The sequence below is a fragment of the Shouchella oshimensis genome (assembly GCF_002019765.1).
Classification (GTDB): Bacteria; Bacillota; Bacilli; order Bacillales; family Bacillaceae_D; genus Shouchella; species Shouchella oshimensis.
On sequence record NZ_KV917380.1, the window covers coordinates 3,476,172 to 3,498,523 of the forward strand.

Here is a 22,352-nt window from a genome sequence, read left to right on the forward strand (position 1 = left end):
GGGGGGTTCTTTATGCAAACAGGAATGGATTTTCTTATTGAGGTTATTCGTGAACCAGCTATCTTCTTAGGTCTTATCGCTCTTACAGGACTGTTGCTGCTTCGAAAAGATTTTTCTTCAGTCGTTTCAGGTACTGCAAAAACGGTTATTGGCGTTGTCATTCTGACTCAAGGTACGAATATTTTAATGAACTCCATTGCACCATTAACAGAGGGCTTTAATGTCATGTACAACATTGATAACCCGGAGGTTGCTCCTGCCCTAGGGGCCGATACCATTCTGAGTCAATACGGTACACAAATTGGTCTTGCGATGTTAATTGCCTTTCTTATTAATTTAGTCGTTGCCCGCTTTACACCTATTAAGCACGTTTTCTTAACAGGGCATATGCTGTTTTGGTTCCCTTTTATCTTTGTTGCAGTCGGTATTGAAAACGATTTATCCAATACGCAACTCGTTCTATTTGCTTCTATTTTAACAGCTCTTTATATTATTATTGCTCCAGCTTTATTACGACCTTTTGTTCGAAAAGTAACTCAGTCAGATGATTTTATTATTGGTCATCCAACAACCATACTTTCCTTAATTGCAGGGATGGTTGGGAAACTTTTTGGGACAAAAGGAAGATCGTCTGAGGATATTAAATTTCCAAGTTCAACGGAATTTCTTCGTGAAATCAGCATCACCTCTTCCATTGTCATGTTCTTTGTTTACATCGTAGTCAGTATAATTATTGGTTTTGATACGGCTTCAACAGCTTTTGGTGCAGAACAAAACCTGGTCATTTATAGCGTTATGCAAGGGATCCTTTTTGGAGCTGGGTTAACGGTTCTATTGCTTGGTGTAAGAATGATGCTTGCTGAGATCATTCCAGCCTTCCAAGGAATTTCACAAAAATGGATACCAAATGCTGTACCAGCACTCGACGCACCTATTTTATTCCCTTATGCACCTAATGCTGTCTTAATCGGATTTGTTGTCTCGATGATTACATCAGTTGCAACCATTTTTATCACAGGTAGTATGGGGGTCTTCTCTTTCGTTATTGTTCCTTTAACGATTACGTGTTTCTTTGAAATTGGAACGGCCGCCATTATTGCCAACGGACAAGGTGGATTAAGAGGCGCCATTGCTGGTTCTGCTGTAGCTGGTGTTGTCATGATCTTGCTTGTCGGTCTATCTGTTCCTATTTTAAGTGGAACAGCCGCTGATTGGATTGTCATCTTCGGCGGAAACGACTTTTCACTCTGGAGTTTCTTAGGTGATCTCATTGCACGTCTTTTCCCTGGAGGATAACGAAATGTCTTATATAAAACAATATTATCAATCTATTGAGCACATCCTTACCCGGATTTTACAAGAACAAGAATCCATTCTTGAACAAGCGGCAACGTTAATGGATGAGGCAGTCGAAAACGGGCGCTCTCTCTATATCTTTGGGGCTTCCCACGCAGGAATTGTGGCTGAAGATGCGTTTTATCGTGCAGGAGGACTTGCCCTCTTTAACCCACTCTTTAGTCCTGCATTAATGCTAAATGTCGAACCCATTACACTTACTTCTAAAATGGAACGATTAGAAGGATATGGCCAAATCATTCTGGATTCAAAGCCTGTTCAACAAGGCGATGTTGTCTTTATTCACTCTGTATCAGGACGTAATCCTGTCGCAATTGATTTAGCCATTGAAGCAAAAGCACGAGGAATGATCGTCATTTCGTTGACGAATCTGACCTATTCAAGGAGCGTACCTTCTCGTCACTCTTCCGGTAAACGATTGTTTGAAGTGAGTGACCTTGTTATGGATAATTATGGAGAACCTGGAGATGCAACGGTGTCCATTCAATCGCTCACACAGAAAGTGGCTCCGACATCTACGATTTCTGGAAGCTTTATCATTCATTCCATCGTACTCAAATTCATTGAAAAGCTAGAAGCAAAAGGGAAAGATGTCCCCGTCTTCCGAAGCGCAAACATGGATGGTGGAGACGACTATAATGAGCAAATGATAAAGAACTATAAAAATCAAATTCACTATATGTAATAGAAAAGCAGCTCCTTAATAGGGGCTGCTTTTCTTCATCGCTTTTCTTCATCGCTTCCCCTCATTACCAGATTAAATATTTCCCAACCTGTCTCTACATTGATGAATAAACTCTACCAAACCCTTGTCACTCTAACCTTTTTCACGCACTTCTATTTCACCAACTCTAAATGTATATGCTACATACAAGTTTTTTGCAATGTGTTAAGATGCTACATTGTTAGTAGAAACAGAATTTTAAAAAGAGAGAAAAAACACACACAATGAAAAGAGGGAGAGTCCATGCAATTGACCATTTTCACCGATACATCTTTACGAACATTGATGTACTTAGGGATAAAAGAGAATGAAATTATTACATTAAATGAGATTTCTACAGTTTATGATGTCTCGATTAATCATCTAAAAAAAATTGCGTGGGAGTTAAACAAGTCAGGCTACATTGATTCGGTAAACGGACGAAACGGTGGGTATAAACTAGCACAATCCCCAGAGTATATACAAATCGGAAACATCATTCGTAAGTATGAGAACTTGGAGCTTGTTACGTGCATGAAAAAAGACGGTTTTTGTGCTTTAGAACCCGCCTGTAAATTAAAACGAGCGCTACAAGAAGCGCTCGATGCCTATCTGAATGTGCTTGATCAATACACACTTTCTGATTTGTTAACAAATCAAGATGAGCTGGTAGAAGCATTGTTCAGCGACTATAAAATGAAGGCCATTCAACATTAATCTATTGGATAAGCATAAATAACGAATCGTTCTGGGGCGTGGTTGATGAAGTCAAAGGGGTAGCAAGTTGTGACTACCAATACTTCTTCACCCATCTCCCGAATGACCGTTCGATCATCAGCATCTACGATCTCTGTCTCCTCTATTTTATATCGGAAAGAACCGTATTCCATATGCACAATAAAAAGATCACCTATCTCTAATTGACCGAAATCGCGAAAAACCGTATCTCGGTGCCCTGACAAAAGGATTTGTTCATCGCCACCTGGTAATACAGAATCACGGTAATGACCAACCCCCCGCTGCAACTCTTCTGGATTCGTCCCTTCTACAATAGGAAGCTGTCGATCTAAAGACTCAATCTCTAAAATAGCGAAAGCATCGCCTTGGTTAATCTCTATTGATTGAAAAGACTCTCTTGCATACTCATCACTTGGCGAAAGAAAGGAACTCTGCGGCTCCTCCTTGTTTGTCATAGTTAAGTTCAATTGATCCAATGCGCCATTGTTCCCCAAATCAACAAACAATCGCTCTTGGGCTTCTACCATTGACTGATCTTGCATAGACTTTGTCTGATAGTAGTCATACCCGAACCAAACAAGCAGGCACATGCCAACTACTATTAAGCTATTGCCAACCATTTTCCACGCTCTAATTACGAAACCCCCCTTTCTCTATAGGCAGAACGATTTTTCAGGAGCTTGTAATAGGCTACATAGCCTGATAAATAATGCTCCGTATCATCAATTCGTGAACGAAATGAGTGATGGCGAATATAGAAGCTACCTAAAATTCTGCTCGGCTTCTTAAAATACATGGCGACCTCTGGATAGAAAAAGCCATTTCTTTGATATTCTGCTCGTACATGAAACGTTTCTTCTAATCGTTGAATCTCTTTATGTGTAAGCAATTCTTCCCACCCATGCTCTCTTAATCGTGATACCATATTCCATCCGGCTAATGTCAGTTCAAGAAAAGTAGGGTACGTGGTTTCTCTTTTTTTAATGAAATTTAGCTTTTTCAAAACGTTCTGTAAGCCGAACTCAAAATACTCTTTACGTGGTCGGTACTTTGTTAGCTCGTTCGTACAATAGCTTAACCAGTGGTCATGATGCTTCCAATATTTTTTTTCGATAAAATACTGAAAGGCGAACTCAACGGCATCGATCCATTTTGATTGTGGATCCTGTTCATAGAGACGCATGAGGGCAAATGCCGCTTCTCCGTCGTAATAAATAATTCTAAAATTTTCTTTCACTTGTAGATTTTCTGGGTACAAAACATGATTAAAACTGCCATCAGGTTTTTGCATCTGCAAAATGCCTTCCCCCAATAATTGGGTTATCTCTACATACTGACTTTGCTTAAACACTTCTTGGAATTTTGTTAATGCCAAAATAGCAGCTGCATTGGCTCCAAGCTTAATTTCTTTGTTTTCTCCAACGCCGTCAATTATATAGGCAACATTAACGGATTGAATGGTATAGCTACGTGTGCAATGATTAACCAGATAATGTAGCCCTCTTTTGATCGCTTTTTCTAATACTTCATCAGGATAAAGCTCGTAGGCCTCTAACATGGAATACAATGTACTCGCATGTCTTAGCACATTATAAAATTGAATTTCCTTATCAAAACAAGAAAAATACCCATATACAAATGCCCCTGTATCTTTCACTTGATTTGCTAGAAAAGTTGCGCTTTCTCGTATTAAATGGTCTACTTCATCTATTGTTAACGGCGTCTTTCTCCGTCCATTATCTAAGTTTGTGTTGTGTACAGGAAATAGGCGATTTTTTCCAAAAAAGAATCCACGTGTAGTAAACGTTCGAATCTTATCAATTCTACTAAGATCAAGCTTAGGCATTAAAGGACGATGGCTCTTAGCATACTCTTTTAGATTCTTTTCTTGGATAAAGCCCCTTCCAGTTTGTTTATCAATTTGCACAATGGCGTTTCCGTTAATTTCCTGCTCTAAAAACGCAAACCGATATTGTTTATCGAAAGAAATGCCTTTTCGAAAATAGTTTTTCTTTGTTTCTGTTATGACTTTCACGAAATCATTCACGCTATGACTTTCTTCACTTTCTACAATATCTAATTTTAACCAATCATACTGACTTTCTTTGTAATGCTGAAGCGCTTGCCTCTTCACAAGTCGCCATGCTTTTAATGGAAGTGTTTCACTAGCCTGGAAAACATCTGCCCTACGCTTCGGACACCCAATCGATAGAAAGAAAATGACTCGTGTTGAATTTTTCAAAAAACCTAAATGCCCTTCTTTTTGAAGAGTCTCATAAAAAAGATCTAGCTTTTTTTCTAAAGAGTCTACTTGTTTCGATTGTGATGTTTCCATGTACATTCCTCCTAATTAATAGGTTAGGGGGAGAACGATCTCCCCTCTAACGCATCTTATTAACTCTTACCCATTCTTCCTATTTCGTCCGAAGAGTCTTGCAAATAGACCGGAAAGAAGTGCCATTACGCCAGCAGCTCCATAAGCCCAAGCATGTGTGGCTGTTTTTGGTAGCTTATCTCCATTTCCATCATAGCCCTTGCCAGAGTCGCCTCCATAACGATTATCGATTCGTTCGTAATCCTTATCCTTGTCGGAATCCGCGTCGGCATCTGCATCTGCATCCGCATCGGCATCCGCATCAGCGTCAGCGTCAGCATCCGCATCAGCATCCGCATCGGCGTCGGCATCCGCATCGGCATCCGCATCAGCATCGGCATCAGCGTCGGCATCGGCATCAGCGTCGGCATCAGCGTCGGCATCAGCATCAGCGTCGGCATCAGCATCAGCGTCAGCGTCAGCATCTGCATCTGCATCTGCATCAGCATCCGCATCGGCATCGGCGTCGGCATCCGCATCGGCATCCGCATCAGCATCGGCATCAGCGTCGGCATCGGCATCAGCGTCGGCATCAGCGTCGGCATCAGCATCAGCGTCGGCATCAGCGTCGGCATCAGCATCAGCGTCAGCGTCAGCATCTGCATCTGCATCTGCATCAGCGTCCGCATCGGCATCCGCGTCAGCATCAGCGTCACCATCGTCGCTAACTGGTAAAACTCTTACATAGGATGATTCACTTTGCTGGCCATCTTCATCAACTTGGTAAAATTCGATAATTGTTCCAGCAGGTAAAGGCTCATCCAGCTCAATGGTGAATACACCATTATTGTCAATAATAATATCAAGTGCTCGAATTGCTGACACATCACTCGAACCGATAATCTGACCATTAACAAGTGCGTAGACAGTCGATCCAACGAGCCCTTCACCAGTTAGTATTAAATTATCTTCAAAGATTGGTGTTGATCGCGGAGCATCTGGAAATACCCCTTCAGCTGGATCGTCATCATCAGAATCTGAGTCTGAGTCAGCATCGGCATCCGCGTCAGCATCGGCGTCAGCATCAGCATCTGCATCCGCGTCGGCATCCGCATCCGCATCTGCATCGGCGTCAGCATCAGCGTCGGCGTCCGCATCAGCGTCCGCGTCCGCATCAGCATCAGCATCGGCATCAGCATCGGCATCCGCATCTGCATCAGCGTCAGCATCAGCGTCAGCATCGGCGTCAGCGTCAGCATCAGCATCTGCATCAGCATCAGCATCTGCATCAGCATCCGCATCTGCATCCGCGTCAGCATCCGCATCAGCATCCGCATCCGCATCTGCATCCGCATCAGCGTCCGCGTCAGCATCGGCGTCAGCGTCAGCGTCAGCATCCGCATCCGCATCGGCGTCAGCGTCAGCATCCGCGTCAGCGTCCGCATCGGCGTCAGCGTCCGCATCGGCATCAGCGTCCGCATCCGCATCCGCATCAGCGTCAGCATCCGCATCCGCATCCGCATCAGCGTCAGCATCCGCATCAGCATCCGCATCCGCATCAGCGTCAGCATCCGCATCCGCATCCGCATCAGCGTCGGCATCCGCATCCGCATCTGCATCGGCGTCAGCATCAGCGTCGGCGTCCGCATCAGCGTCCGCATCAGCATCAGCGTCGGCATCCGCATCAGCATCCGCGTCAGCATCGGCATCGGCATCCGCATCCGCATCCGCATCGGCGTCAGCGTCAGCATCCGCATCGGCGTCAGCATCCGCATCAGCGTCGGCATCCGCATCAGCATCCGCATCGGCGTCAGCATCAGCGTCTGCATCCGCATCAGCATCCGCATCCGCGTCTGCATCAGCATCCGCATCAGCATCGGCATCAGCGTCAGCGTCAGCATCAGCGTCCGCATCAGCATCGGCATCGGCATCAGCATCCGCATCGGCGTCGGCATCAGCATCGGCATCAGCATCAGCATCGGCATCAGCGTCCGCATCTGATTCATCGTCAAAAATTAAATTTTGTCTTGCTCCTTCAGTCCGAATGGCATTCAGTAAATCAATATCAATGAACGTTTCATTGATTGCTGCTGCACTTACGACAGCGTTCGGTACCATTGGATCACTTATTTCTGTTTGTAACCTAAACTGCGTGCTTCCTAGTAAATTAACGTCTAGTGCAGAGGTTAAGAGATCACTCGAACCATCCACAATGGCGTCAATTAAATCAAACAAAGGATTTGCAGCTGTTTTAAGCGCTTCAATGGCTGTTCTTACACCAGGTACAAGCCCATTATATTCAAGTTCATTAATCGCATCCCTAAGCGGTGTCAAGAATTCCACAAAGGCTTCACGAACATATTCACCAAGACCTTCTGTAAAATCGACCGTGATCGTTGTTCCATCTTCAGATACAATCCCAGCTACCTCGACCTCATAAGCACCTAAATCCTGTACGCTACGAACCGAATCAAACGCAGTGTTTAGTGGATTCAAGTCCAGGATATTGTTAATGCCAGGTATACTTGTCAATGCCTCCACTGCAGTACCTACCGTATTTATAATAGGTGATATACCAGGCAAGTCTCCAGGTGTTACTGCTGTTAGCTGCGCGTTAATCGTAACCGTTGTATTTCCCACTACTTTTCCTTGAAGTTCTTCAGGTAGGGTGAAAACAACTACTTTGTTATCTGCCAATCCAACATTTGCAAGACCCGTTCCACTAAATGTTAAATCAAGATCATAATTTCCAGCTTCGTTCTTTTCTTGTCTCTCCCCATTATTTGAGACAAGTGATGTATTTTCTAAAATCGAAACATTAAGTAACGACGCTTGTTCAATGGGTGCCGCTAAAGCAACAGACGGATTCGTTAATGGACTTAAGTTAGTTGTTGCAGGAAATGCTAGTTGAGTCGTTGTGAATAGTAAAGATGAAGCAGCAATAATGGCAGTTGTTTTTTTAGTAACCCTTCTGTTCCGTGCATGCATTTTCTTCTTATAATCAATCTTCCTATTTCTCACTTAGAACCTCCCTGTAATATGACCATTCGACTTCATTCGTACGTTTTGACTTACATAATCCTCCCTTCTGCTAAGATCTTGTTCTATGGTGTATAAAAACCTCGATGTTTGTCTTTGAAAAGTATAACAAGTCTAATAATTTAAAAAAATTTGTACTTTACATACACCTTTTATTTATTGGCTTTTACTAAAAGAATAAATGACGAAAACTCCTATCATTAGGCTCTTTTTATTGAAATAGAAAATATAAAAATTTTTATACATTGCATAATCAAAATGAATGTCTTTCCATTTTTTTAAAGGAATTGAATGATAAATCGAAACAAAAAAGAACACGGCTTAACGCAAACGTGTTCTTTTACTCGTATGGCATCTAAACGATAGCTAAAGCATCATCTATTATCCTTTATGAAGTTTTCGATATTCCCCAGGTGTCATGCCTTCAATTTTTTTAAATTTACGAATGAAATTAGCTACGTCCTTATACCCAACATCGCTCACAACATCTTTAATCGGCTGATCTGTCTGAGTTAACTGTTCTTTTACATAACGAATGCGCAACCGTTGTATTAATTGAGTGAACGTTTCACCTGTTTGTTCTTTAATAAACCGACTTAAATAAGAAACAGACAGATAAAATTCTTGTGCAACCACTTCTAATGATATCTCGTACTTTTTATAGTTTTGCTCAATATAAGTCAGAATATCATTTTTCAATTTATTGTTGTGACTATCTTTCTTTTCTTCCACTTCTTTGCAAATCACTTCGACAATACGTTGCAGTTGTTTGTGCAACTGGGTAATTGACTTAAATTCAACTAATGGATCAACTTGTTTCATATAACGATCAAAGCCTAATTCAGATACAGTTCGTAACGTCGTGTTGATAATATCAAAACAAATACATTTTATTTCATTAATCGAAAGCCCTTTGCTTCCTAACGCTTCAAACATATCGCCTAACATTTCGTTTGCAACAGTAAAATCGCCTTGCTTGATACTTTGTACATACTTCATTTGCTCTTCCTTTAGATAGCCTAGCAAATGGTGGGTTTCTGTCTCTAAATCCTCGAAGAACAGAACGCTTCCTTGAGGAGCGGAAAATTTATATTCCATCGTTGCAAGTGCTTCAATGTAAGAGCGATTAATTTTTGTCTTATCGTCGTACAGTTGTCCAACACCGATTGTTGGCTTGTAAACCGTAAAGTCTTTCATCTCCTTTTGAATGTCATGAACAATGTGATCAATAGCATCTCTAGTCATATTTCCTTTTGAACCAGCCATTGAAATCATGACAACAATTGAATCAGAATGCAGAAAGTCAACTGCATAAGCAGTAGCATCTTCTAACGTCTTTCTTGAAACCACTTGTAAAAGCTTATCTTTATCTTTCGTATTCGAAAACGATTCTGATTCAAATTGCGCAATAACAACAAAGAAACAATCTCCTCTTAATGATAATTTTAACGATTCCATAATCGACTCAATCTCTTCAGCGTCGTAGTAATGACCTCTTAACAGACGAGTCAGAAATTGGTCACGGGCAAATGGTTGATGTAGATCAATGGTTTCATTTAACAATTCATGATTTTCATATAAAGACGTAACGGTTTTGCCTAGATTCTCCAATTCATTTTCACCTTTAACAAAAGGTGGGGAATGCTTCCCTTTATGAGTAATGGCGATGAGCTGACTGATCGGTTTGTATTGATTTCTACCTAAAAGGACAGCTAATCCTAAACCTACTACAAATAGGACAACTAAAAAAGACACCATAATCACTTGTACGTTATTGAGCTTAATAAAAAACTGGTTTTGGTCCATTACTGTAACAAATGTCCATCCGCTTACCTCTGACTCTACCGAAACCATTGAATAATCACTTCCGTGGAGTTGAACGGTTTCTACTCCTGTAAAGCCGTTTGATAACGATTGGATATCCTCTGTTTGAACGAACTCATCACTCGTAACAGATGCGACGGTTTCCCGATCTTTGTTAAAGATATACACATTTCCTTCTATTTCTCCTAGAAGATTGCGGATCATATTAATGATTGTGGCTTCTTCTATAAAAAACATAACCGTTCCATGGGGCTTTTCTGAATTTGGTGAAATTGGTACAAGATAAAGAATACGATTACTAGCTACTCGTATAAGCGGTACATCTGTATGTAAGTCAGCGAGTAAATCTTCTCTCCCTACTCGCTGCAGTTCCTCACTATTTTGTAAAAGTGCACTCATCGAATACGAGCCATTTGTCGAATAAAGAACATCTTGTTGTTTATAGTAGACAAATAATTCTTCAACAATGGCACTATTTGCTCGATATTTTCTCAATTCATCCGTCGCCTCCCCACCATAATAGGGGTGACTAATCATATAAGGTGTCAAACGAGGATCTAATGAAATTCTTGCTGATAATGTAACGAGCTCCGATAAACGTTCATCCGTTAAATTCCTAACCTGTTCTAAGTTATTAATGCTTGATTGCTCAATTTCCTCTCTTAAACTCGTTACCGCATTATAGTAAATGACAATACTCATAATCGTAAAAGGAACAAGGAAGACGAGAAGATAGGAGATGATATATTTGTATAGTAATTTTGAACCTCTTTTAGTCAGCACCTATCCACCTCCCTTTTTGTTCATCTTCTTCGTAAGCCCTTTCAAAAAAATGATCCGCAATAGTTAACGATGTATTTATTCTATGATAGCGATAAACATCCATCACAAGCAAGAGGGATTCACATTCTTTTTTCATTTTTTCGAAATGAAAGAATACAAATCCCTTTATTATCCATTTAACACTTATTGTTCAAGTATAGTAATCGTTACCTCTTCCGTTTTCTGAGATTCACTTCCCACCATTATGTTCACCTTTCCAGGTTCTGGCCCAAATGTCATGTCCTTATTCCAGATGGAAAGTGCCTCTTCACCTAATGTTACTGTCACCGTCTTTTTTTCTTGTGGTGCCAGAAGAATCTTTTTAAATGCTTTTAATTCCTTTATTCTACGGGTAGTTGTTGCTTCTACATCCTTTATATACAATTGAATGACCTCCGCCCCTTCTACTAAGCCAGTATTTACAACATCAACTTGTATAGAAATTAATTCTCCAGCTCGCAGACCTGCTAGCGATATACTTGGATTCAGCACCCGTATCTGTTGTAGAGCAAACGTTGTATAGCTTAGACCATACCCAAAAGGAAAAAGCGGTGTTGCCTCCATATCCAAGTAAGTAGGAGCTCTTCCTTGATCTTTATAATTGTAATAAATCGGCAACTGCGCGCTTGAACGAGGCATTGACACTGCTAGCTTTCCACTTGGATTCACGTCTCCAAACAACACCTCACTTATCGCCGTACCTCCCTCTTCACCAGGATACCAACCACATAGTATAGCCGTACAATAGGGTTCAATTTCAGTAAGTGCGTGTGGCCTTCCTTGAATCACAACAGCGATTAATGGCGTGCCTGTTTTCGCTAATTCAACGATTAGTTCTTGCTGCACCCCGCCAAGCTGTAAATCGGCTACGTCCACACCTTCTCCACAGTCCATTTCCGTTCGACGATCATCTATAATAGCAGCACCATTCGTATCAAATGACAACTCCACATTCCTTGCACTACTTCCACCAATAACAACAATCGCAACATCTGCATCTACAGCTGCGGTAATCGCTTCCCTAAATCCCTCTTTCGAATACCCACGTACGCTACATCCTTTAGAATAAATCACTTCTCCAGCACTTTGTTTTTGAATACCTTTTAAAATGGTTGTCCCTTTATCGGTTCTCCGAAACGATGTATAGTCTCCTAACTGATGTTCAATCTGATCAGCGTTCGGTCCAATAACAGCGATTTTTTTTGTTTTTTTCGCCAAAGGTAATGTGGCGTGTTCGTTCTTAAGTAAAACGATGGTCTCTCGGGCCACTTGCTCATTTAGCTGTTTAAATGTGGAATAACCAACGACTTCTTTTGAACGGCTCTCATCAACAAACGGTTCTTCAAACAAGCCAAGTAGGAATTTTAGCCGTAACACACGACGAACGGCTCTATCAATAAGCTCCTCTTTCACATCACCATTCGTTACAGCCTCACTTAATCTCGTAAAAGCAACGTCCCATAAACTTAAATCAACACCTGCAGAAAGCGCTAAGGCACCAGCTTTTTCAACACTTCCTGTTAATTGTTGAAGCCGATCATTTGCCACGCCATCTGCCATCACAATCCCTTCAAACCCCCACTCTTCTCGAAGAATGCCCGTCAATAATGACTCATTTGCGTGACAAGGAATGCCGTCAATTTCGTTGTATGCAGCCATACAACCAAGGGCACCGGCTTCTACCCCAGCTTTCATACCGGGCAAGTGAATTTCACGTAGTTCTCTTTCACCGATTGGAACAGGACCGGCATTTAACCCCCTTTCTCCTGCACCTTGGGCAGCAAAATGTTTTAACACCGCACCAATTTGATTTTTACCCGGTTTGCCCTCCTTACCTTGTAAGCCATATACTGCAGCTTTCGTCATTTCTGCTGCTAGAAAAGGATCTTCACTATAACATTCCTCTGACCTGCCCCATCTTGGATCTCGTAAAATGTCCAATGTAGAAATTAAACCAAGGTGTGCTCCTCTAGACCGAATTTCAGCCGCGATATAACTGTACGCCTCTTCCATAAGCTCTGGATTCCACGTCGAGCCGATGCCAATGTTCGTTGGAATCATCGTTCCGTCTAGTGCTTGATGACCGTGTGGGCACTCTTCTGATAGTAGAATAGGAATACCTAGCCTTGTATGGTCCATAACATAGCGTTGAATGGTATTAGCTATTGAGGCATTTTGTTCTGTCGGTATGCCGTTCTCATACGTGACACCAGACCAAGGATCAGAGCGAAATAAACCATAAAGAGCACCCATTCCTTCCCCGAAACGCACCTGCTCTTTAAATGCTTCAGTTAGCTCAATCCCTTCGTTCGTTTTGTTATACGCATCCCATCCGTACATTTTCTGATTCAGCTGCCCAACTTTTTCTTTTAACGTCATCTGCGACAGCAACGCTTCAACCCGCATCTCAATTGGTAAGCTTGGGTCTCTATAACTCATCGACCATCCAACTCCTTACTTGTTACTAAATGTAATTGTTTTCACTTCAAAAGTCTTGATTGTCGTACGTAAAACGCCTGCTTCCATAGACAGCGGAGCAAGGGGTGTTTCTAACAAGTTTGTTTCAGTTGCCTGTTGAAAGGACGGTTGTGGGAGCTTCAATTCCATTGCTTCCTGCCCACCACTCGATTCATAGAAGCGCATCGTAATCCCTTCATCCTTTTCAGATCGCTTCACGGTATCCAGAATCGCATGTTGTGCCTTTAGCTCGATAAAGCTATGCTGAGTTGGCAACGTCCCTTTATGCGCATCCGCCTGTATAGAAGTGACAGGATGGTTTAATTCATAGCCCCTTCGCACAACATTTGCTGAATTCCATGTACCTTGGTGAGGAAGAAGTGAATACGTAAACAGGTGATCTCCTTGATCAGCATTAGGATCTGGCCATTTAGGTGCTCTTAGTAACGATAATCGGAGCTGACTACCTCTCACGTCGTAGCCATATTTACAATCGTTTAACAAGCTGACGCCATAATTGCCTTCCGAAATATCGGCAAAACGGTGTCCACACACTTCAAATTGCGCCTTTTCCCAACTTGTATTAGAGTGAGTCGCTCTTTCAACGACACCGAACGGAATTTCAAATGTAGCTTTACTCGTTTGAACATCGACTGGGAAAGCTACTTTCAACAACTTATGGGTTTCGTGCCAGCTCACCTTTGTTTCAAAATCTATTCGGGCGGCATGATGGTACAACACAAGGTCTTGCTCAATGAACGAGCTTGATAGCGTCCATTTAAACCGAATTCGATCCATCGTCTTTCCTTTTAATACAACATCCACTGACAATAACTCAGGTCGATATGCCTCTTGCTCAGCAAACAGAGGATCGATATCCCACGCATCCCAATAAGTGGGCTGGTCATGAAAGAGCTGAAACTGATTGCCACACTCACCTTGCCTCAGCACTTCCCGACATGCCTGTTTATCATACAACCTCGTCAATTCGCCATTTTCATTCCATTCGATCTGATAAAAATCGGTTTCCCACTTCCAATCAAAAGGCTGTGTTAGCATCGGTGTCTTTTTCTCTTCTTCTGACCGTAACCATACCGTTCGATAGCCCATTTGTGGGATAGCTGGTACGTAAACCATTCGAGTGACTCGTCCATCCTTCTCTATAACACAATCACTTTTTAATAGCTGATCGTTCTCATCTACTACAACAAGCGACAATAGTTCTTCTTTCCCTACGATCTTTACAACTTCCGATCTCTCCCAAGAGAGACTATTAAATACGATAAGCGGCTGCCCTATTCGATTTGTTTCAACCTCTTGAGCAAGCGCCTGCAGAGCTTGTTGTTTTACGCCTTCTCCAATACCTATGAGTTCTTTATAATCTGCTTCCGCTTTTTCGTATACTTCTGGAATCGAGGTACCAGGAATAATGTCGTGAAATTGATTAAACAATAAAAGCTTCCATCCCTCTTCAAGATTCGTAGCTTCCCACTTGCTCGTCTTCAAGCTTAATAGACTGGACCAAATTTCGGCGTCACGGTATAACACCTCTGCTTTCCGATTCCACCGTTTCACTTGACCATGTGTCGTATATGTACCGCGATGAAGTTCCAAGTAAAGGTCTCCAACCCAAGTAGGCAGGACAGGATTTGCTTCTACAACACGATCAAAAAATTGATGTGCCGTACTGTAGGATGTATCCGGAAGTCCTGGTAAGCTAGCAGATCGCTCTACGTATTCGAGCATTTCCTTTGTGACACCTCCTCCTCCATCACCATGACCATAAAGGAGCATTTGCTCTGGATGAACAGCTTTTTGCTTATAGCTTCCCCAATGCTCAGCTATTTCCTTTGGGTGTGTGTGCTCATTAACGCCGTGGTTGATGTAAGAAAGAATGCTTGTACCGTCGATTCCCACCCAATTAAAAAGATCATATGGAAACGGATTTGTGTCATTCCAATTCATTTTCGTCGTCATAAAATAATCTAAGCCTGCTTTTTTCAACAGTTGAGGTAAAGATGCACAATAACCAAATGTATCCGGCAACCACTCAATTCGAGGTCGCTTACCAAACTCTTCTTGATAAAAGGCCATTCCATACAAAAGTTGTCGCACAAGGGATTCACCAGAAGGGATGTTCAAGTCTGGCTCGACCCACATGCCTCCAACGACTTCCCACCGTCCACTATGAATATGCTGCTTCACTCGTTCGTAAAGCTCAGGATAATGGTCTTTAACAAACGCATAGGCTTGAGGTTGACTTTGAGCATAGTGAAAATGGTCATAATGATCTAACAATGTACTCATGGTTGAAAAGGTGCGACTCGTTTTTCGAACAGCCTCTTTCATCGGCCATAACCATGCTAAATCAATATGAGATTGCCCGACCATATGGATAGATCCACGATTCTGTCCATCTATGTCTGTCAAAGCGCGAGAAAGAGCGGCTTCCTTTTCACTTACTAATGCACTATTGTCCAGTAGAGTAGCTACTTCTGTATTCATTACCCATTTCTTTACTACCATCAGCTCGTCAATGATCTTTATTCGATTCATATCTGATTCTGGTAACAACTTAGCCGCTTCCAAATAAACCTTCATCGTGTAATACAAATTCTCTAATGCTTTGTTTTTTCGAACAAACCCACTCTCCAATAAATACAATGGTGCCGGCGCATATTCCGCTGGCTCGTTTTGCCTATTTAATGGATCAATGACTTGAGCCGTTGGATTAAACAGCTCCATTTTCACTCTATACGAATGTGGATTCTTTATTCCTTTAGGAAGAGGTACGCTATGCCGATTCCGATCTATACCATGATACGGAATACCATCAAGATACACTAATCCTTCATGGTTTGTTTTCACCCCATGCTGACCTACGTGAAAAACCAGTTCAATCTCTTCATTCATCCATTTTTCTGGTACTTTGAGCTCCTTTTCAAGGATCATCGTTTCTCCAGAATCAAGTAACCGATCTCCAACTTGAATGACATATGGCTCTTCGTCTATTTGTTCATATTCACCTGGGTTCTTATAGTAGCTACGTGTTCCTATCCAATCTTTTATATCAATGCGATCATGATGGACCCACTCTTGAATTTGATTTAAACACCGTTGTAAGCGTTGCATATTTACCATTCCTTCTCGCTTTATTAGAGAGCGATCGTTAATTTTAATACGTATGCGTATGGAAGGTCATGCTCCCCTTCCCAATCTGATCTGTTTACAACTAACTCGTTTTCAACTCTATGAAAAGACAATACTTGACCGTTATTCATCAACTCTACCTGGTCTACAGCACCTTCATAAGGAATCGTTAGTGAACCACCGTTTAAATCTGCTTTCGTATGAATGAAAACAAAGCAGTACACAATATTTCCCTTCCTTGTAAATGCCATGTTCTCTAAATAATATGGGGACACAGGCCTTGTTCCATAAATGCTTTCCCCAAATTGTTGCAACCAAGCACCTAATTCCTTCATACGTTTAACTGCGCCTCTAGGCAGACGACCATCCGGCTGTGGTGCAACATTTAACGCTAAATTCCCACCCTTTGACACAATTTCTATTAATAAATGAACTAGGTCTCTACCAGATTTGTAGTCATCGTCATATCGAAATGAAAAAGCACTCCCCATTGTTATACAACTCTCCCAAGGAACAAAGATTGGTTTATTAGGTACCATTTGTTCAGGTGTTAATATATTTTCATACGGTCCGCCGACTGTACGATCAGCAGCAAGAAGCCACGGCTGTGTTTTCCTCGCCTTCTCTACCACTTCTCCTAAACGAATGTCTTGGTTGTTTTTTGGGGAAACCCATCCTGCATCAAGCCAGAGCATATCAATTCTGCCGTAGTTGGTTAACAATTCAAGTATTTGTTCGTGGGTAAATTGGACAAATTGTTCCCATAATGCTGGATCTTCCTTTGGATCGTAAGAAGGTCCGCGCCTCGTGTACCCACTACCTGTCTTATTCGGAGTCCAGTACGATGGGATATGCCAATCAGCTTTTGAAAAATACGCTGATATTCCCAATCCTCTTGCTCTAAACGCATCAAAAAGCTGCTTGCATACGTCAGCATAAGGATGCCGATGAAACGGACAAGCTGAACCTGTGATTTTATACTCTGTTGTCTTTGTATCCCACATCGCAAAACCATCGTGGTGTTTTGTTGTAAACACAAGATACTTAAATCCAGTATCCTTTGCTAAATCCGCCCATGCATCAGGCTGGAATCGAATCGGATGAAAGGTTTTGTTTAACGCAACGTACTGTTGCTTTAATGATTTCGAATCATGCTCCCAGTCAATTTCTTCTCTCGACCACTCTGCATCCTCGTCACTTAGCGCCCATGATTCAACCACACCCAACTGTGAATATGGCCCCCAATGCATCATCACCCCAATTTTTTGATCTTTAAACCATTCCAATTGCGCTTGTAACGCTTTCTCTTTCGGCGCCACATAGCTCTCTTCTTTACTGTAATGATGTACACCATCTGTTACTTCTTCGAGGTTATCTGTCATCTCCATTCCTCCTTTTTAAGAGAAAAAGCTCGTATACGACTTGAACTCAAGTTTAATACGAGCTTCATTTTTAATTAGCTACTTGCCCAACGATCATAGGCAACTTGATAAATCTCAATGTATTCTTCAATGTTCATACTTTCAATGGTGTCCACATATTTATCCCAGTTTGACAGCGGTTCTACCCCAGTAATAAACCGTGCCTCTAACTGCTCGACATAGGATTTAAGGTCAACTTCTATCGTATTGACAATTTCTTGTTCCTCATTTGTTAAATAAAGAAGAGGAATCGGCACTTCACCATAAGGCCCAATCTTCTCTTCTGTTTCAGCATCAAGGAACTGATCAAATTCACTCACTTCAACACCTTCGACTCGTTTTACTAATGTTGGTGTTGGGATACCATAGGCCGGAGTTAATGTCCCACGGTAATCTTCCGCACTATCGAATTGAGGTGGCGGATCAAGCTTCACCTTATTTCCATCTTCATCACGCTCAAAAAGATAGCCTTCCGGTCCATGATCTAAGAATTCAGATCCTTCATCCGAATAGAAGTAGTCAACCCATCGAATAGAAGCTTCTGGGTATTCATTATTACTTGTAATCGCAAACGTTCCTCTTGTAATGCCTGGATTAATTGGAATAAGTGGTTCATCAGTTATAGGACTAGATAACGCATGAAACATTGGATTGTTCATAGCTTCATCTTCTGATTGACCAGTCGTAAAGAACGAGAACCAATCCGGGAATAAACCAAGTCTGTTTTCTTGTCCTTTTGCTTTCTTTTGCTCATCAGACTGAGAAAACGTTTCTGGATCAAGAAGCCCCTCTTCGAACAGTTTATTCATGTACGTCAAGTATTCCTTATAGTTTTCCGTATGAGGGGCATACCGTACTTCCCCGTCCACTTCTTCAATTCCCCAAGCCTTCATACCAAATGCCCCGAGAAATGCTAAACGCGTACTATTCATTTGAACATCAAGCAACGGAATCTCGTCTGCTTCTCCATTACCATTCGGGTCTTCATCTCTGAAACGGACAAGCAGATCATATAACTCATCTGTTGTTGTAGGCACTTCTGCATCAAGGGCATCTAACCACTCACCGTTGTACCACATTGGCACAGCCCAGCTTGAATTCGGGTGCTGATTAATGACCGGTAACGAATAAATATGACCATCAACCGTTGTAATTGAACGAGCAATGTCAGGATTTTCATCTAATAACCGTTGAATATTTGGCGCATATTCAGCAATAAGATCTTCAAGCGGAATTAGGATTCCTTGTCTCCCGTAATCCACTTCCATTCCTGGTGTTAAATTCGATGTGCCGGCGCCATAAATAATATCAGCCACGTCGCCACTAGCAAACGCAAGGTTTAATCGTGTTGCAAAATCACTCATTGGCGGCGTCGTGTACTCAAACGAGATATTCGTCATTTCTGAGTACTCTTGCAAAGTCGGCATGTCTTTCCACTCAGCAAGTCCTGTACCAGGTGCCATGAGCGATAATGTAATTTCCTCTTCAACGATAGGAAAGCCCTCTTTACTTACTTCAACATCAGGATTCGTATTAGAAGTCGAGTCTCCATCCGTATCACTCGAGCTACAAGCAGCAGCAAATCCTACACAACAAAGTCCTGTTAAGCACAGCTTTAATGTTTTCTTCATTTCAAAACCCCTCTCGTTTTTATAAAAACAATTGCTTTTAACCCTTTAAGGACCCAATCATTACACCCTTTACGAAATAACGTTGTAGAAACGGGTAGACAATGATGATTGGAAGTGTAGATACGATCATCACACCATATTTTACAATGGCAGAAAGCTGTTGTCGGCTGTGTAAAGCTTGGGCCATCTCGCCAGTTATTTCTGTATTGTTTGAAGACATTTCATTTAACACAAGAATCTCCCTTAATACCATCTGAAGGGGGTATAAATTCCGATCAGATAAGTAAATGAGTGCATTAAAGTAACCATTCCAATGACCGACTCCATAAAACAACGCCATGACCGCAATAATAGGAGCAGATAGAGGCAGAATGATTTTGAAGAATAGTTTGAAATTAGAAGCGCCATCAATCTTCGCTGCTTCTTCTAACCCTTTCGGTATGGTCATTTGAAAGAACACCCGGGCAATAATAATATTCCATACTGCTGCGGCATTCGGCAAGACCATCGCCCAAATCGTATCAATCATACCAAGATCCCTAACAACAAGGTAAGTTGGGATTAGTCCGCCACTGAAAAACATCGTCAGAACAAACATCCCTGTAAAGAAGCCTCTACCAAAAAAATCTCTTCTTGATAAAGCGTAAGCCGCTGGTATTGTCACAGCTAAGTTAATAAACGTTCCAAGGGTTGTGTAAAGTATCGTGTTTAAATATCCTCTCCAAATCTCACTATTTTGAAAAATCATCTCGTACCCAGCAAACGTTATATCAATGGGGAAAAGCCACATCTGTCCACTATTGACGGAAGTTGGACTACTAATGGATGCACTAATAATATAGATAAGAGGATAAAGAACAACAGCCAGCGCCACTGTTAAACAGAAGTAAACAAAGGCTTTAAATACTTTATCAACTTTGGTTTCTCTGATTTTCGTATTCATGACTGTACCCTCCTACCACAGACTTGTTTCACTCGTTTTTCTCGCAATTTGGTTCACAACGATAAGTAAAATGGCATTGATCACTGCGTTAAAGAGACCTACCGCAGATGCAAAACTATATTGCGCATCAAGTAAACCTGCTTTGTACACGAACGTTGCGATGACATTTGAAGACTCTAAATTTAAAGGGTTTTGAAGTAAGAGAATTTTTTCAAAGCCCATTGCCATAATGCTACCAACGTTCATGATTAGTAAAATAACCATTGTCGGGAAAATAAATGGGATGTTAATATGCCAAATGCGCTGTAATCGATTAGCACCTTCCACGATAGCCGCTTCATGATGCTGGGGGTCCACTCCAGAAAGCGCTGCCAAATAAATGATCGTTCCCCAGCCCGTACTTTGCCATACGCCAGATAATACATATACGGTTTTAAACCAAGCAGGATCTGTCATAAAGGCAATTGGCTCAAACCCTAGAAATTGAACAAAATGATTAATAACGCCGGTAACTGGTGAAAGAAAAGCAATGACCATTCCCGCAATGACAACCACGGATATAAAATGTGGTGCATACGTGACAGTCTGAACCGAACGTTTAAAAAAGTTATCCTTTGCCTCATTTAATAATAACGCCAAAATAATTGGTAGAGGAAAACCAACAATTAATTCGTACACACTAATGCCCAGTGTATTGCGAATTAAATCCCAAAAATAATAGGAATCAAAAAAGCGGATAAAATGTTTAAAGCCAACCCATTCACTTCCTGTTATACCTGCTGTTGGTGTAAAATCCTTAAAAGCAATTTGCACACCGTAAAGAGGTATATAATGGAAGATAAAAAAGTATAAAAAAGCTGGCAGTATAAAAATATATAGTTGCCAATTTTGCAAAATTTTTCTGTTCTTTTTCCTCTTTATGATCGGGGGCGGAGCGCTCGTCTGGTGAGAAACCAGCTTTTTTGTTTGTAGTCCCATCCATTTCCTCCTTCGTCTTAAATTGTTCCAATCGTAGCACTCCGCTTGAAATTGTATCAATATGTAACATTCTCATTTGAAGCTCCTTATCTTTGAATACGCTTTCATTACTGTAGTTTAAACAATTCCGATATGTTGGATATGTTGTGGATGTGTTGTTTTTGATAATTAGTGGAGCGGTGCGGGTTCGGGACGCTTTTTAAAAAAGATGCCGCAGGATTGACGGTTTGGGAGGAACGGTTCAAAGTTGTTTCTGAACTACGAGAAAGTCAAGAAACCAAGTTAGGTAAACCTAGTTCTCTATACGATTGAGTTCAGCTTACAACTGAAGGTACTACCCCAAAATCTATTTCCGATTTCTACTCCATAGATTCCTACAGATCCATATTCACTTAAAAATTGTTATAGCTCTTTGGAAGAGTAACAACAAATACACCCAAAGCTCAATTCATTCGCTTCTTATGCCAAGATACTTAGACTCCCAAAAAGATCTTTTATCTACAGGGCTCATTTGTGATACATCCTCATACACCAAATCTATTTTCATTTTTCCTGTGTCGTCCAATATGAACGTTAACGCCTTCCAAGGCTCTTGCCCTTGATCTTGGAATTCTTTTCTTAACAATGAAAACAATTTATATAACTCATATTCATCCTCATCTAGTAAAAACCAATCTGGTATATCTAAGCTGTGTATAGGTTCTTTCCTACCCTTAGGGTAATAATAAAAAAATACACGTTTATATCCTTCCCTCATCTCAGTATAAACATATACTTCTTCCCAATCCTCTGGAATAATTGTAGTGAGTGTATTAGCTATTTTTTGATAAATGGTTTCCATTGCTTTTGTATCCAATCTTATCCCTCCCTTTTTAACTCGTATAATTAGTTAATATCTCGGATTCTTTTCTCCCATCAATAATATAATTCAGGTCTCCATTGCCTACCTCATCTTCCTTAACTGCTCCTGCTTTAC

14 protein-coding genes are annotated in these 22,352 nt (G+C 41.4%); 3 read left to right on the forward strand and 11 right to left on the reverse strand.

Annotation, left to right across the window (positions count from 1 at the left end; translation table 11 throughout):
* Nucleotides 1-12: 12 nt before the first annotated feature.
* From ulaA to BK583_RS17510, 3 genes are all read left to right on the forward strand, one after another.
* Entirely contained in the window at nucleotides 13-1,296 is a 1,284-nt protein-coding gene (gene ulaA, locus BK583_RS17500; protein WP_038476922.1) for a PTS ascorbate transporter subunit IIC, read from the forward strand.
* A 4-nt stretch (nucleotides 1,297-1,300) separates the two neighbouring features.
* Nucleotides 1,301-2,041, forward strand: a complete 741-nt coding sequence (locus BK583_RS17505) for an SIS domain-containing protein (RefSeq protein ID WP_055737224.1) — start codon at nucleotides 1,301-1,303, stop codon at nucleotides 2,039-2,041.
* Nucleotides 2,042-2,323: 282 nt separating this feature from the next.
* Nucleotides 2,324-2,776 carry an Rrf2 family transcriptional regulator gene (locus BK583_RS17510; protein WP_038476916.1) on the forward strand — a complete coding sequence of 151 codons (453 nt, stop codon included), beginning with the start codon at nucleotides 2,324-2,326 and terminating at the stop codon, nucleotides 2,774-2,776.
* Here BK583_RS17510 and srtD read toward each other — a convergent pair.
* The 11 genes from srtD to BK583_RS17565 form a co-directional block, all read right to left on the reverse strand.
* Entirely contained in the window at nucleotides 2,773-3,417 is a 645-nt protein-coding gene (srtD, locus tag BK583_RS17515) for a class D sortase, LPxTATN-specific (protein WP_055737223.1), read from the reverse strand. The two genes, BK583_RS17510 and srtD, sit on opposite strands and share 4 nt — an antisense overlap.
* Nucleotides 3,418-3,431: 14 nt before the next feature.
* A complete protein-coding gene (locus tag BK583_RS17520; protein WP_055737222.1) occupies nucleotides 3,432-5,132 on the reverse strand; it encodes a glycoside hydrolase family protein in 1,701 nt (566 codons plus the stop codon).
* 66 nt (nucleotides 5,133-5,198) lie between these two features.
* A complete protein-coding gene (locus BK583_RS21040; protein ID WP_180316899.1) occupies nucleotides 5,199-8,132 on the reverse strand; it encodes an adhesive domain-containing protein in 2,934 nt (977 codons plus the stop codon).
* A 399-nt stretch (nucleotides 8,133-8,531) separates the two neighbouring features.
* Nucleotides 8,532-10,757 (reverse strand): helix-turn-helix domain-containing protein, encoded by a 2,226-nt coding sequence (locus BK583_RS17530; protein ID WP_055735561.1) that lies wholly within the window; start codon nucleotides 10,755-10,757, stop codon nucleotides 8,532-8,534.
* A 183-nt stretch (nucleotides 10,758-10,940) separates the two neighbouring features.
* A complete protein-coding gene (locus BK583_RS17535; protein ID WP_055735560.1) occupies nucleotides 10,941-13,235 on the reverse strand; it encodes a glycoside hydrolase family 3 N-terminal domain-containing protein in 2,295 nt (764 codons plus the stop codon).
* A gap of 15 nt (nucleotides 13,236-13,250) precedes the next feature.
* Complete coding sequence (locus BK583_RS17540) at nucleotides 13,251-16,385, reverse strand: alpha-mannosidase (protein WP_055735559.1); 3,135 nt, start codon at nucleotides 16,383-16,385, stop codon at nucleotides 13,251-13,253.
* A gap of 23 nt (nucleotides 16,386-16,408) precedes the next feature.
* A complete protein-coding gene (locus tag BK583_RS17545; RefSeq protein WP_055735558.1) occupies nucleotides 16,409-17,785 on the reverse strand; it encodes an alpha-L-fucosidase in 1,377 nt (458 codons plus the stop codon).
* 74 nt (nucleotides 17,786-17,859) lie between these two features.
* The gene (locus tag BK583_RS17550; protein WP_055735557.1) at nucleotides 17,860-19,455 is read right to left on the reverse strand and encodes an extracellular solute-binding protein; all 1,596 of its coding nucleotides are present in this window, start codon (nucleotides 19,453-19,455) and stop codon (nucleotides 17,860-17,862) included.
* Between the two features lie 37 nt (nucleotides 19,456-19,492).
* Nucleotides 19,493-20,398 carry a carbohydrate ABC transporter permease gene (locus BK583_RS17555; RefSeq protein WP_038476892.1) on the reverse strand — a complete coding sequence of 302 codons (906 nt, stop codon included), beginning with the start codon at nucleotides 20,396-20,398 and terminating at the stop codon, nucleotides 19,493-19,495.
* A gap of 12 nt (nucleotides 20,399-20,410) precedes the next feature.
* Nucleotides 20,411-21,376: an ABC transporter permease gene (locus BK583_RS17560; RefSeq protein ID WP_055735556.1), complete on the reverse strand. Its 966-nt coding sequence runs from the start codon at nucleotides 21,374-21,376 to the stop codon at nucleotides 20,411-20,413.
* A 448-nt stretch (nucleotides 21,377-21,824) separates the two neighbouring features.
* Complete coding sequence (locus BK583_RS17565; RefSeq protein ID WP_078440240.1) at nucleotides 21,825-22,232, reverse strand: immunity protein YezG family protein; 408 nt, start codon at nucleotides 22,230-22,232, stop codon at nucleotides 21,825-21,827.
* Nucleotides 22,233-22,352 lie beyond the last annotated feature (120 nt).

Bases quoted from the DNA above. Each gene is read 5' to 3' on its own strand.
- ulaA (WP_038476922.1), top strand. From the start codon at position 13: ATGCAAACAGGAATGGATTTTCTTATTGAGGTTATTCGTGAACCAGCT.
- BK583_RS17505 (WP_055737224.1), top strand. From the start codon at position 1,301: ATGTCTTATATAAAACAATATTATCAATCTATTGAGCACATCCTTACC.
- BK583_RS17510 (WP_038476916.1), top strand. From the start codon at position 2,324: ATGCAATTGACCATTTTCACCGATACATCTTTACGAACATTGATGTAC.
- srtD (WP_055737223.1), bottom strand. From the start codon at position 3,417: ATGGTTGGCAATAGCTTAATAGTAGTTGGCATGTGCCTGCTTGTTTGG.
- BK583_RS17520 (WP_055737222.1), bottom strand. From the start codon at position 5,132: ATGGAAACATCACAATCGAAACAAGTAGACTCTTTAGAAAAAAAGCTA.
- BK583_RS17535 (WP_055735560.1), bottom strand. From the start codon at position 13,235: ATGAGTTATAGAGACCCAAGCTTACCAATTGAGATGCGGGTTGAAGCG.
- BK583_RS17540 (WP_055735559.1), bottom strand. From the start codon at position 16,385: ATGCAACGCTTACAACGGTGTTTAAATCAAATTCAAGAGTGGGTCCAT.
- BK583_RS17545 (WP_055735558.1), bottom strand. From the start codon at position 17,785: ATGACAGATAACCTCGAAGAAGTAACAGATGGTGTACATCATTACAGT.
- BK583_RS17550 (WP_055735557.1), bottom strand. From the start codon at position 19,455: ATGAAGAAAACATTAAAGCTGTGCTTAACAGGACTTTGTTGTGTAGGA.
- BK583_RS17555 (WP_038476892.1), bottom strand. From the start codon at position 20,398: ATGAATACGAAAATCAGAGAAACCAAAGTTGATAAAGTATTTAAAGCC.
- BK583_RS17560 (WP_055735556.1), bottom strand. From the start codon at position 21,376: ATGGGACTACAAACAAAAAAGCTGGTTTCTCACCAGACGAGCGCTCCG.